Origin of the sequence: Pseudomonas sp. 5P_5.1_Bac1, assembly GCF_025466015.1 — a bacterium.
Classification (GTDB): Bacteria; Pseudomonadota; Gammaproteobacteria; order Pseudomonadales; family Pseudomonadaceae; genus Aquipseudomonas.
The window spans coordinates 101,650-116,240 of the sequence record NZ_JANLNX010000036.1 but is presented as its reverse complement, the minus strand read 5'-3'; the positions used below and the strand labels follow the sequence as shown (position 1 = coordinate 116,240).

1 protein-coding gene is annotated in these 14,591 nt (G+C 67.6%); it reads right to left on the bottom strand.

All coding sequences use genetic code 11. From position 1 onward, the window contains the following. Positions 1 to 14,568 (bottom strand): non-ribosomal peptide synthase/polyketide synthase (locus NTD82_RS06205; RefSeq protein ID WP_315974945.1); only part of this gene is annotated, 14,568 nt, incomplete at its 3' end. Between the last annotated feature and the right edge of the window lie 23 nt (positions 14,569 to 14,591).

Genomic DNA, 14,591 nt, shown 5'->3' with positions numbered 1-14,591 from the left:
GCCGCCCGCCTTGATGATCGCCACCAGGCCGATGACCATTTCCAGGCTGCGCTCGACCGAAATGCCCACCAGCGCATCCGGGCCAACGCCCAGCTCGCGCAGCTTGTGCGCGAGTTGGTTGGCACGGCGGTTGACCTCGGCGTAGCTCAGTTCTTCACCAGCAAACACCAGCGCCGGAGCGTCCGGCGTCGCGGCGACCTGCGCCTCGATCAGGCTCTGAATGCACGCCTCGCTCGGGAACTCGGCGGCGGTAGCGTTCCAGTCGCGCAGGATGTGCTGCTGCTCGGCATCGCCCAGCAGCGGCAGCTCACCGATACGCTGCTGCGCATCGGCAACCATGCCCCGCAGCAGGTTCTGCCAATGCTCGGCCATGCGCGCGATGGTGTCCGCTTCGAACAGCGCGGTGGCGTAGGTCAGCGACGCGCTGAGGCCGTTGTCTTGCTCGACGGTGTTGAGCATCAGGTCGAACTGCGCGGTGTGCTTCTGCGAGGCCACCCCTTGCAGGGTCAGCCCGGCCAGCTCGCGCACCAGTTGCGGCGCCTCGTTCTGGTGGTTGTACATCACCTGGAACAGCGGGCTGCGGCTCAGGTCGCGCTGGGGTTGCAGCGCTTCCACCAGTTGCTCGAACGGCAGGTCCTGATGGGCCTGGGCCTGCAGCGCATGGCGCTTGACCTGTTGCAGCAGCGCGGCAACGGAGGTCTGCGAATCCACCTCGGCCTTGAGCACCTGGGTGTTGACGAAGAAGCCGATCAGCCCTTCGGTTTCGGCGCGGTTGCGGTTGGCGATCGGCACGCCGACACGCACATCGCCCAGGCCCGAATAGCGGTGCAGCAAGGTCTGCAACGAGGCCAGCAGGAGCATGAACAGGGTCACGCCCTGCGCCTGCGCCAGCCCTTTCAGGCGCGCGGCCAGTTCGCGGTCCAGTTCCAGGTGCAGTTGCGCACCCTCGGTGCTCTGCACCGGCGGACGCGGATGGTCGGTCGGCAGTTCCAGCACCGGTTGTTCGCCGCCCAGTTGCGCGGTCCAGTAGGCCAGTTGCCGGTCCTTCTCGCCCGCGTCCATCCAGGTGCGCTGCCACACGGCGTAGTCGGCGTACTGGATCGGCAGCGGCGCCAACGCGACGTCCTCGCCCTGGCTGTAGCCGGCGTACAGGCGCATCAGCTCATCGACCATGATCGGCATCGACCAGCCGTCGGTGACGATATGGTGCTGAACCAGCACCAGCACATGCTCGTTCTCGCCCAGGTGCAGCAGGCGCACCCGCAGCAGCGGACCCTGTTCCAGGTCGAACGGCCGCAGGGTTTCGTCCTCGATAAACAGGCGCACCTGTTCGTCTCGCGGCAATGGCGAGTCCGGCAGTTGCTCCAGCGCCAGCACGAACGGCGCCGCCCCGTGGATGACCTGCACGGCCTGGCTGCCGTCCTGGCGGAAGGTGGTGCGCAGGGTTTCGTGGCGGCCGATCAGGGTTTCGAAGGCCAGTTCCAGCGCGGCGATATCCAGCGCGCCCTTCAGGCGCAGCGCCGCCGGCATGTTGTACGCCGCGCTCTGCGGCTCCAGTTGCCAGAGGAACCACTGCCGTTGCTGGGCGTACGAAAGCGCCAGCGGCTGGTCGCGGTCAGCCTTGCCGATGGCCTGCAACTTGCTGCTTTCGCCGTGCTCGACCTGGCGGGCAAAGCCGCGCAGGTCCTTGGCTTCGAACAGGCTGCGCAACGACAGCTCGATCTTCAGGGCCTGGCGCACGCGGGAGATGACCTGGGTCGCCAGCAGCGAATGGCCGCCCAGTTCGAAGAAGCTGTCATTGAGGCCAACGCGCTCGATCTTCAGCACCTCGGCCCAGATGGCGGCCAGTTGTTGTTCAAGTTCAGTGACCGGCGCCACATAGGCGGTTTGCGACAGGGTGGTGTCCGGCGTCGGCAGCGCCTTGCGGTCGAGCTTGCCGTTCGGCGTCAACGGCATCGCCGCCAACAGCACGAAGTGGGTCGGCACCATGTAGTCCGGCAGGCTGGCTTTCAGTGCGGTTTTCAGGTCTTCACGCAGCGCCTCGGCATCGCTCGCCACTTTCGTAGTCACGTAGGCCGCAAGCTGCTTGCCCTGCGGGCCGTCGATATCCAGCACCACCGCTTCGCGGATCGCCGGATGCTCTTGCAGACGGGTTTCGATCTCGCCCAGTTCGATACGGTAGCCACGGATCTTCACTTGATGGTCGGCGCGGCCGACGTATTCGAGAACGCCATCGGCGCGGCGGCGCGCCAGGTCACCGGTGCGGTACAAACGCTCGCCCGGCGCGCCGAACGGGTTCGGCACGAACACCGGGGTGGTGCGACGCGGATCGGCGACATAGCCACGACCGACGCCGGTGCCCGCCACGCACAACTCGCCGACGGCACCCAGCGGCACCAGCTCCAGCGCGTCGTCCAACAGGTAGATCAGGTTGTTGTCGGTCGGCGTGCCGATCGGCAGGTAAGTGCTTTGCGTGGAATCCAGATCGACGCGGAAGAAGGCCACGTCGTCCGAGCATTCGGCCGGGCCGTAGGCGTTGACCAGACCGATCTGTGGATAACGCAGCAGCCATTGCTTCGCCAGTTCAGGCGGCATCGCTTCGCCAGTCGGCAGCATCCAGCGCAGGCCGTCGAGGCTGACGCGCTCTTCGGCCAGCAAGCCCTGGATCAACGACGGCACGCTTTCCAGCACGCTGATGCCTTGCGCTTGAACGTGGGCCAGCAGCGCCTGCGGATCGCGGGCGATGTCGTTCGGCACGATATCCACGCGGGCCCCGAACAGCGGCGCGGCGAGGAACTGCCAGACGGAAATATCGAAGCTCTGCGACGCGGTTTGCGCGATCACATCGGCGTCGCTCAAATCCAGATACGGCACCTTGCTCAACTGGTTGTTGAGCATGCCGCGTTGCTCGACCATCACGCCTTTCGGCAGGCCGGTGGAGCCGGACGTGAAGATCACGTAGGCGAGGTTGTCCGGGGCGCTGTAGCGGCCAGGGTTATCCACAGACACCCCGCTCTGCTGGACCTGTTCCCAGACCAGCAGGTGCACCGGGCTTTCCAGCGCGGCCAACAGTTCGCGGGCCTGCGCCTCGCACTCGGCGCTGCACACCAGCACTGGCGCGCCGCTCTGGGCGATCACACCGCTCAGGCGCTGGTTCGGCAAGGCCGGGTCCAGCGGCAGGTAACCGGCGCCGGCCTTGAAGCTGCCGACGATCATGCCCAGCAGGTCCGGGCCGCGCTCGGCCAGCAGGGCGATCGGTTGGTCGAAACCAACGCCCGCCGCGATCAGCGCATGGCCCAGGCGGTTGGCAGCGGCATTCAGTTCGGCGTAGGTGTCCTGACGCTCAAGGCACGAGACGGCGATGCGCTCAGGGTGCGCGGCTACTCGCTCTTCGAACAGCGCCACATAGCTGCGCTCCAGCGGATAGTCATGGGCGCTCTGGTTGCAGCCGTTGACCAGGAATTCGCGCTCAGCCTCGCCCAGCAACGGCAGCTCGGCCATATCGCCATGGAAACCTTCCACCAGCGCCAGCAGCAGGCGCTTGAACTCGGCGAGCATGCCGTTGACGGTGGACTCGTCGAAGTAACGCTGGTCGTAGGACAGGTGCAGGCCGAGGTCGTCGCCCGGGTAGCAGACGGCGGTCAGCGGGTAGTTGGTGTGGGTCCGGCCCGAATCCGAGGTGGCATTGAGGCTTTGCGCACGGTCCAGCACCGAGACTTCCACCGGGGCGTTCTCGAACACGAACAGGCTGTCGAACAGCGGCATGCCCTTGGGCAGTTCGCTGTTTTCCTGGATGTTCACCAGCGGCAGGTATTCGTACTCGCGCAGCTCCATGTTGCTGTCCAGCAAGCCGCTCAGCCACTGGCGCACGCTCTGGCGCTGGCCGTCGCGCGGCAAGCCGACGCGCAGGGCAATGGTGTTGATGAACAGGCCGACGGTGCGCTGCATCTGCGGCATGTCCACCGGACGCCCGGCCACGGTGACGCCGAACAGCACGTCACGGTCGCCGCTCATGCGCCGCAGGGTCAGGGCCCACGCCGCCTGGGCGAAGGTGTTGACGGTCAGTTGATGCTGCTGGGCCAGTTCGCGCAGGCGGGCGCCGTCTTTCACCTCGAGGCGGGTGTAGACGTCGCCGACGATCATGCCGCCGTGCTCGCTGGCGTGTTCGCGCAGGTACGGCCGGTCGCTCGGGATCGGCGTCGGCCGCTCGAAGCCGCGCAAGTTGTCGCGCCACCAGGTGCGCGCCTGTTTCAGGCCGCGCTGTTGCAGCCAGCCGATGTAGTCGCGGTAGCGCGGCGGCGGCGGCAGTTGCGCGTCGCGGCCTTCGCCGAGGGCCATGTAGATATCGAAGAAGTCGTTCATCAGCAGCGAACGGCACCAGGCATCGATCAGGATGTGGTGGTTGCTCATCATGAACCAGTAGTTCGCCTCGCCGACGCGGATCAGGCGCAGGTGGAACGGCGCCTGCCGCAGCAGATCGAAACCGGCCTCGCGCTCGCGCTTGTGCAGCGCTTGCAGGCGCGGCTCCTGTTCATCCGCCGGCACCTCGCGCCAGTCGAGGTATTCGACGGCGGTGTCGCCCGGCTTGTGGATAACCTGCAGCATGGTTTGCCCGACGTCCCAGCAGAACGACGCGCGCAACGCTTCATGACGGGCGACCACGGCCTGCCAGGCGTGGGCGAAACGCTCGGGGTCGAGGTCGCTGTTGATGCGGTAGCGGTCCTGCATGTAGTACAAGCCGGTGCCCGGTTCCAGCAGGGTGTGCAGGAGCATGCCCTCCTGCATCGGGGTCAGCGGGTAGACGTCCTCGATCCGCGCCGCCGGCACCGGCAGCGCGTCGAGTTGTGCCTGGGTCAGGCTGGCCAGCGGGAAGTCCGACGGCGTCAGACCGCCATTGCCCTCGGTGACGCAGTGTTCGACCAGCGCCTGCAACTGCGCCAGGTAGGCAGTGGCCAGGTTGTCGATGGTCGCGACCTGATGGCGCTCGCCACTGAAGGTCCAGCGCAGCACCAGTTCGCCGGCGTAAACCTGGGCGTCGATGCTCAGTTCGTTGGGCAACGGCGCGTGCGGGTCATGGGCGGTGCCGGCGGATTCTTCCAGCGGACGGAACAGCGCGTCGCTGGCAAAGCTCTGGTCGAACTGGCCGAGGTAGTTGAAGGTGACCGGCGCCAGCGGCAGCGCCTGCAGCGCCGCACGGCTGGCGTCGTCGCCGAGGTAGCGCAGCACGCCGTAGCCGAGGCCCTTGTGCGGCACCTGGCGCAGTTGTTCCTTGATCGCCTTGATCGACGCGGCGGCATCGTTCGCCACCGGGGTCAGGCGCAGCGGATAAGCGCTGGTGAACCAGCCGACGCTGCGGGTCAGGTCGATCTCGTCGAACAGGGTTTCGCGGCCATGGCCCTCAAGCTGGACCAGCGCCGACGCCTGTCCGCTCCACTGGCACAGCACGCGGGCCAGGGCGGTCAGCAGCAGGTCGTTGATCTGCGTGCGGTACGCCGCCGGCGCGTCTTGCAGCAACTGGCGGGTGCGCTGGGCATCCAGGCGCACGCTGACGGTGGCGGCGTGCAGGTTCTGCTGGCCGCCATTGAGGTCGGTGTCCGGCAGTTGCTGGGCGGCGCCCGCCAGTTGCGCTTGCCACCAGTCGCGTTCCTCGCGCAGCGATTCGCTCGCCGCGTAGGTGTGCAGGCGCGCCGCCCAGTCGCGCATCGCGCTGGTCTTGGCCGGCAGTTGCACGGCCTCGCCGACTTGCAACTGGCGATAGGCGGTTTGCAGGTCTTCCAGCAGCACGCGCCAGGACACGCCGTCCACCACCAGGTGATGGATCGCCAGCAGCAGGCGTTGCTGCCCTTGCGGGCCGTCCACCAGCAAGGCGCGCAGCAGCGGGCCGTGCGCAAGATCGAGGCTGCGCTGGGCGTCGTCGAACAGGTCGGCGCACTGGGTCATGTCGCTGACCTGCGCCACCCGCAACAGGCTATCGCCCGCGTTCTCGCTGAACTGCGCCTGCCACTGCCCGTCACGTTCGCTGAAGCGCAGGCGCAGGGCGTCGTGCTGGTGCTGCACGGCGTTCAGTGCCTGTTCCAGCAGCGCGGCGTGCAGGGTGAGGGTCGGTTCCAGCAGCACCGCCTGGTTCCAGTGTTGACGGTTGGCAATCGGGGTGTCGAAGAACCAGTGCTGGATCGGCGTCAGCGCCGAGCTGCCGCTGAGCGGCCCCTGTTCCGCGCTGACCCGTTCCTGGGTGGTCGCCACCGCCGCGAGGCTCTGCACGGTCTGGTGCTGGAACAGGTCGCGGGGGCTGAAGTGAATCCCGGCCGCGCGGGCACGGCTGACCACCTGGATCGACAGGATCGAGTCGCCGCCCAGTTCGAAGAAGTTGTCGTTGAGGCCGACCTGGGCGACGTTGAGGACTTCGCCCCAGATCCGTGCCAGGGTCAGTTCCAGCTCGCTGCTCGGCGCCACGTAATGCTGACGGTTCAGCTCCGGGTCCGGCGCCGGCAGGGCGCGGCGGTCGAGCTTGCCGTTGGCGGTCAGCGGCATGGCGTCCAGCAGGATCAGGTGGGTCGGCACCATGTAGTCCGGCAGTTGCGCCTTGAGGGCGGTTTTCAGCGCCTCGCGCAGGTGCGCCTGTTGCGCCTCGTCCTGATGGGCGACGTCGCTGACCAGATAGCCGGCCAGTTGTTTGCCCGCCGGCGTTTCCAGCGCCAGCACCACCGCTTCGCGGATGGCCGGGTGGTCCAGCAGGCGGGTTTCGATTTCGCCCAGTTCGATACGGAAACCGCGGATCTTCACCTGATGGTCGACCCGGCCGATGTATTCCACCTGACCATCGGCGCGCTGGCGCACCAGGTCACCGGTGCGGTACAGGCGACCGCCATCGGTGGCGAACGGATCGGCGACGAAGCGCTCGGCGGTCAGCCCCGCCCGTTCGTGATAGCCGACCGCGAGGCCGGCGCCGCCGACGTACAGCTCACCGGTGGCGCCTTGCGGCACCAGCGCCAGGTCGGTGTCGAGGATATACGCCACCCGCGCCCCCACCACGCTGCCGATCGGCACGCTGGCCTGGCCCTCGTCCAGCTCGGCCGGCGACAGGCAGGCCAGCGGCATGACCACGGTTTCGGTCGGGCCGTAGGCGTTGAAAAACAGTGCCGGGGCGAAGGCCGCGCGAATCCGTTGCAGGTGCTCGCCGGTCAGCGCCTCGCCACCGGTGATGCACATGCGCACCGGCAGGCGCTGTTGCTGGGTCGCCAGCCACTGCGCCAACTGGCTGCCGTAGCTCGGGGTGAAGCCGAGAATGGTCACGCCCTGCTCGCGGATCAGCGTGCAGATTTCCTCGGCATCCCATTGGCCCTGGGCGCGCAGCACCAACCGCGAACCGGTCAGCAATGGCACCAGCAGGCGCTCGGTGGCGGCGTCGAAGTTGATCGAATAGAAATGCAGCTCGCAGTCGTCCGGGCGCATGTCGAAGCGCTTGATCACCGCCTGGCAGTGCATGGCGATTTCGCCATGGCTGACCACCACGCCTTTCGGCAAGCCGGTGGAGCCGGAGGTGTAGATCAGGTAGGCCTGATGCTGCGGCAGGCTGATGAACGGCGGCTCGCTGTCCGGGTAGCCGGCGAGTTTCGCCAGGTCCTCTTCCAGGCTCCAGCGCGCCACGCCTTCGGGCAGTTCGCCCAGAGCGTCGAGCAGCGCCGCGTCGCTCAGCAGCAGGCGCACGCCGCTGTCCTTGATCATGTATTGCAGGCGTTCCAGCGGGTATTCCGGGTCCAGCGGCACGTAGGCGCCACCGGCCTTGAGGATCGCCAGCAGGCCGATGACCATTTCCAGCGACCGCTCCAGCGCCAGGCCGACCCGCACCTGCGGGCCGACGCCACGCTCGCGCAGCATCCAGGCCAGGCGGTTGACCTGGGCATCCAGCTCGCCGTAGCTCAGGGTCTGGCCACGGAAGGTCAGCGCGCCGGCCTCGGGGTTGGCGCGCACGCGCTGGCTGAACAGGCTGTGAATGCACTGGTCGAGACGCTGCTCGCCCGGCTCGGCGCCGAGGCTGTCGAGCAGGCCCTGGCGTTCGCCGTCATCCAGCAGCGGCAATTCGCCGAGGCGTTGTTGCGGGTTATCCAGCAGCGCTTGCAGCAGGTTGCGCCAGTGCCCAGCCATGCGCGCGATGCGCGGCTCATCGAACAGGTCGGTGCTGTACGTCAGGCAGCAACCGAGGCGGTGATCCAGCTCGGTGACTTCCAGGTTGAGGTCGAACTTGGTCGCCCGGGCATCGTTGACCAGGTATTCGACGGTCATGCCCGCCAGCTCGCGGCTTTGCTGGAATTCCCAGCGCTGCACGTTGCACATCACCTGGAACAGCGGGTTCCAGGCGGCGCTGCGCGGCGGTTGCAGGGCTTCCACCAGATGGTCGAATGGCAGGTCCTGGTGCGACTGGCCTTCGATCACGGTGTGGCGGACCTGTTCGAACAGCTCGCCGACGCTCATCTGCCCGTCGAGCTGCACGCGCAGCACCTGGGTGTTGAGGAAGGCGCCGATCAGCCCTTCGCTTTCCGGGCGGATACGGTTGGCCACCGGCGCGCCGATGCGCAGGTCGGTCTGGCCGCTGTAGCGGTAGAGCAGCACCGCCAGGGCGGCGGTCATGGTCATGAACAGGGTCAGGCCGTTTTTCGCGTTGAACGCGCGCACGCGGCCGGCCAGGTCATCAGCGAGGTCGAAGCGGAACAGCTCGCCCTGGTGGCTCTGCACCGCGGGACGCGGACGGTCGCCGGGCAATTCCAGCAGCGGATGCTCCTTGCCCAGTTGCGCGGTCCAGTAGTCCAGTTGGCGCTGGCGCTCGCCGGACTCCAGCCACTGGCGCTGCCACACGCTGTAGTCGAGGTACTGCACCGCCAGCGGTTGCAGCGGCGACGGCTTGCCGTCGAGGAAGGCTTCGTAGAGCAGGCCCAACTCGCGGGCGAAGATGTCCATCGCCCAGCCTTCGGTGACGATGTGGTGCAGGGTCAGGACGAAGTAGTGCTCCTGCTCGCCGGCCTTGACCAGGCAGGCGCGCAGCAGCGGGCCGGTCTCCAGGTCGAACGGCGTGTGCGCTTCGCTGTCGGCGAAGGCGTGCAGACGCACCTCGCGTTCGGCGGCCGGCAGCGCCGAGAGATCCAGCCATTGCATGGCGACGCCGGTCTCGTCGGAGACCTTCTGACAGGCCACGCCGTTGACGCTCGGGAAGGTGGTGCGCAGGGTTTCGTGGCGCAGGATCAGCGCCTGCAACGCGGCCTCGAAGCAGCCGATATCGAACGCGCCGCTCAGGCGCGCCATGCCGCCGACGTTGTACGCCGGGCTGTCCGGCTCCATCTGCCAGAGGAACCACATGCGTTGCTGCGAATAGGACAGCGGCACCGCCTGGCGGCGATCGACCTGGCCGATCGGCTGCTGGCTGTTGCGCTCGCCGGCGGCATGCAGCGCCGCGACACGGGCGGCGAAATCGCCCAGCTCGCGGTGCTCGAACAGCACCCGCAACGGCAGCTCGACGTCGCAGCTCTGCCGCACGCGGGAAATGATCTGGGTCGCCAGCAGCGAGTGACCGCCGAGTTCGAAGAAGTCATCGGCAAGACCGACGCGCGGCACGCCCAGCACGTCGCGCCAGATCGCGGCGATGCGCTGTTCCAGCTCGGTTTGCGGCTCGATGTGCTCGCGGGATTGCCATTGCGGTTCTGGCAGCGCACGGCGGTCCAGCTTGCCGCTCGGGCCGAGGGGCATGGCGTCGAGGCGCATCAGTTGCGCCGGCACCATGTATTCCGGCAGCTCCAGCGCCAGTTCGGCCTTGAGCCGCGCCACTTGCGCGGCCTCGCCCTCCTCGCTCGCCTCGGCGGTGAAGTAGCCCACCAGTTGCGGGCCGGCGACGGTCTCGCGGACCAGCACCGCGGCCTGGCCGACGCCCGCCAGCGCCAGCAAGCGGGCTTCGATTTCCTGCGGTTCGACGCGGAAACCGCGCAGCTTCACCTGATGGTCGAGACGGCCGAAATACTCCAGCGCGCCATCGGCGGCCCAGCGCACGCGGTCGCCGGTGCGGTACAGGCGCGCACCCGGCTCGCCGGCGGCATCCGGCACGAAGCGTTCGGCGGTCATTGCCGCGCGGCCCAGGTAACCCCGGGCCAGGCCGATGCCACCGATGCACAGCTCGCCGGCCACGCCATCAGGTTGGGCGTTCAGTTCGCCATCGAGCACACGGCAGATCACGTTGCCCAGCGGCCGGCCGATCGGCGAACGCGCGCCGTCGCTGGCCTGGCAGTGCCAGTGGGTGACGTTGATCGCGGTTTCGGTCGGGCCGTAGCGGTTATGCAATTGCGCGTTCGGCAGTTGCGCCAGCACGCGGTTGCGCAGCTCGGCGGGCAGCGCCTCGCCACCGGAGAACACCCGGCGCAGGCTGTCGCAGCCGGCGGTCAGCGGCTCGTCGATAAACAGTTGCAGCAGCGGCGGCACGAAGTGCAGCGTGGTCACCCCGTGCTCGCGCACCAACTGCGCGATGCGGTGCGGATCGCGGTGCTCGCCGGGGCCGGCGATGACCAGTTTGCAACCGGTGATCAACGGCCAGAAGCATTCCCACACCGACACGTCGAAGCTGATCGGCGCCTTCTGCATCAGCACGTCGGTGTCGTTCAACTGATACGTGGCCTGCATCCATTGCAGGCGCTCGGCCAGGGCCGCGTGGGTGTTGCCGACGCCTTTCGGTTGGCCGGTGGAACCGGAGGTGTAAATCACGTAGGCGAGGTTGTCGCCGTGCACATGCAGGCCCGGCGCGTGGCTCGGCCAGTTGTCCAGCTTGAGGGTGTCCAGGGCGATGGCGCTGACGCCCTCGGCGCTCGGCAGGTCGCCGAGCAGGTGGCTCTGGGTCAGCAGCAGCGACACGCCGCTGTCGGCCAGCATGTAGGCCAGGCGCTCGCTCGGGTAATCAGGGTCCAGCGGCACGTAGGCGCCACCGGCCTTGATGATCGCCAGCAGGCCGACCAGCAGTTGCGGCGAGCGCTCCACCGCGATCGCCACTTTCACATCCGGCCCGACGCCCTTGTCGCGCAGGTAGTTGGCCAGGCGGTTGGCCTGAACGTGCAGGCCGGCAAAGTCGAGGCTGCCGCCGTCCCACACTAGCGCGGTGCGCTCGGGGCTGCGCAGGGCCTGTTCATTCAGCAGTTCCGGCAGCCAGCGGCTGGCCGGGGCGCAGGGGGCGACGCTCCAGTCTTGCTGACGGGCCACTTCGGCGGTGTCCAGCAGTTGCAGGTCACCGAGGGCAATGTCGGCGTCGGTGCTGACCTGGGTCAGCAGACGCACGTAATGCGCGGCGAGGCGGACGATGGTGGCGCGCTCGAACAATTCGTCGGCGTAGTCAAACGACAGGCTGATGCGCCCGTTGCGGTCCTCTTCGCTGTGCAGTTGCAGGTCGAACTTGGCTTCGCGGCTGTGCCACGGCAGCTCGTCGGCCAGCAGCCCCGGCAGGCGACGCAGCGCGCTCAGGTCGCGCTGCTGGTGGTTGAACATGACCTGGAACAGACCCTGTTCGCGGGCCTGCGGGAAGGCTTCGACCAGTTGGTCGAACGGCAAGTCCTGATTGGCCTGGGCCTCCAGCGCGGTCTGGCGGGTGCGGGCCAACAGTTGCGCGAACGGCAGCCGCGACTCCAGTTCGGCGCGCAGCACCAGGGTGTTGATGAAGAAGCCGATCAGGCCCTGGGTTTCCAGGCGCGGACGGTTGGCGCCAGGGACGCCGATGCGGATATCGGTCTGGCCGCTGTAGCGGTGCAGCAGGCTCTGGAAGCCGGCCAGCAGCAGCATGAACGGCGTCGATTGATTGTGTTGCGCCGCCGCTTTCACCGCGCTGCTCAGCTCGGCGCTCAGGCGCAGGCTGTAGCGTGCGGCGCTGTGTTGCTGGCGGGCGGAACGTGGATGGTCGGTGGCAAGATTCAGGCTCGGTTGCTCATCGCCCAGTTGCGCTTTCCAATAGTCCAGTTGGCGCTGGGCTTCACCCCGGGCCAGCCAATCGCGCTGCCACTGGCCGTAATCGGCGTAACGCACCGGCAGCGGCTCCAGCGCCAGCGGCTGGTCCTGCACGGCGGCGGCATAGAGGCGCGAGAACTCATCGATCAGCACGTTCAGCGACCAGCCGTCGGCGATGATGTGGTGCATCGTCACCAGCAACTGGTGCTCCTGCTCGTCCAGACAGACCAGTTGCACCCGCAGCAGCGGGCCGTTTTCCAGGTCGAACGGCAGGCGCGCCTGTTCCTCGCGAATTGCCAGGGCACGGGCCCGGCGCTCTTCGTCGTCGAGATCGCTGAGGTCGATACGCGAGATCGCCAGCGGGCTCGCGGCGTCGATGCTCTGCAAGGCCACGCCGTCTTCTTCGTAGAAGCGCGTGCGCAGCGATTCATGGCGTTCCACCAGGCGTTGGAAGGCCGCGCGCAGGGCGTCTTCGTCCAGTTCGCCGCGCAGGTTCAGGCCGGCGGGAATGTTGTAGGCGCTGCTGTGCGGATCGAGCTGCCAGGTGAACCACAGGCGGTTTTGCGCCAGGGATTGCGGCAGCCCTTCGTTGCCGGCCAGGCGGACGATGCCGTCCTGGACCTGGGCGCCGGACTGCATGCCTCCGATGGCGGCAACGAAGCCTTCCAGGGTCGGCGCCTCGAACAGCAGGCGCAGGTTCAGCTCGATGCCCAGCGCTTCGCGCAGGCTGGCGACCACTTGCGTCGCGACGATGGAGTTGCCGCCCAGCAGGAAGAAGTGATCGTCGGCGGCGACATCCTCGACCTGCAGGTGCTCGCGCCAGGTACGGGCCACCAGTTCCTGCAGGTTGGACTGCGCCAGCAGCGCGTCACTGGCCTTGGCCGCGCCCGCCTGCTGCGGGAACACCGCGTAGCTGTCGAGGCTGCCATCGGCCAGGCGGGTGCGGCAGGCGGAACGTTGCAGCTTGCCGCTGGAGGTCTTCGGCAAGGCGCCGGGGTTGAGCAGCACCACCACGCTAGGGGCTTGCTGGAAGGCGTCGGCCACGGCATGGCGCAGGCGCTTGATCAGCTCGTCGGCAGGCACGCTTTTCTGCACGCTGCGGCCGATTTCGGCGGCGATGCCAATACCCTCGACACCGTCCTGGGTGACCGCGAACGCAGCGATGCGGCTCTTGCGCACCACGTCCACTTCACGCTCGATGGTCTGTTCGATGTCCTGTGGATAAATATTCTGGCCGCGGACGATCAGCATGTCTTTCAGGCGGCCGGTGATGTACAGCTCGCCATCGCGGATGAAGCCCAGGTCACCGGTGCGCAGCCAGGTCTGGCCGGCATGCTGGACGAAGGTCTTGGCCGTGGCCTCGGGGTTGCGCCAGTAGCCGTGGGCGATGCTCGGGCCACAGGCCCAGACTTCGCCGACCTGGTTTTCGCCCAGTTCCGCCAGGCTTTGCGGATCGGCGATCAGCACGCCGTGCTCCGGTTGGCTGGTGCCGCAGCTCATCACCGGGCTGCCCTGCCCCGGCTCGGCGGTATTGCGCGCCAGCGCCTGCTCGTCCAGACGCAGGTGCGGAATGCCCTGGCCACGCTTGCCGCCCGCGACGAACAGGGTCGCCTCGGCCAGGCCATAGGAAGCGAAGAAGCTGCTGGCGTCGAAACCGCAACCGGCGAATTTCTCGGCGAAGGCGTCCAGGCTGTCCAGGCGGATCGGCTCGGAACCGGAATACGCCACGCGCCAGCCGCTCAGGTCGAGACGGGCCAGCGCCGAATCGCTGACCCGCGCGGCGCAGAGCTGGTAGGCGAAGTCCGGGCCACCGCTGATGGTGCCCTTGTAGTCGCTGATCGCTTCCAGCCAGCGCAGTGGCCGGCTGAGGAAGTAGGCCGGGGCCATCAGCACGCACGGCACACCGCTGAAGATCGGTTGCAGCAGGCCGCCGATCAGGCCCATGTCGTGGTACAGCGGCAGCCAACTGACGATCACGTCGTCCGGGTTGAGGTCGATGCCGAAGCCGTGGCGGATCAGTTTTTCGTTAGCCACCAGGTTGCCGTGGCTGACCTGCACGCCCTTGGGCAGCGCGGTGGAACCCGAGGTGTATTGCAGGAACGCGATATGTTCGCCGGTCAGTTCCGGTGCTTGCCAGGCATCCGCCGGCGCGCTGTCCAAGGTATCCACGCAGAGCAGCGCCGGGGCGCCATCGGCCGCCAGTTCCGCCACTTCCAACAGGCTCTCGCGCAGCGCCGAAGCAGTCAGCACCAAGCTCGGCTCGGCGTCGGCGATGATCGACAGCAGGCGCTCCTGGTGATGCCGGCGATTGGACTCCGGCGGATAGGCCGGCACCGCGATCACGCCGGCATACAGGCAGCCGTAGAACGCCGCGACATAGTCCGGGCCACTGGGAAACAGCAGGATCGCCCGGTCACCCAGCGCAGCCTGGGACTGCAGGGCGGCCGCGATGGTTCGCGCGCGCAGGTCCAGGTCACGGTAGGTCAGCACAAGGCCCTGGTCCTTTTCGTCGGAAAGAAACCGCAGCGCCAGTTTGTCCGGCGTCTGTGCGGCGCGACGTTGGAGGGACTGGGCCAGGGTGGCTGGAAGTTCAAACGCATCCATGATGGGTTCCTGCTAGATTCGGC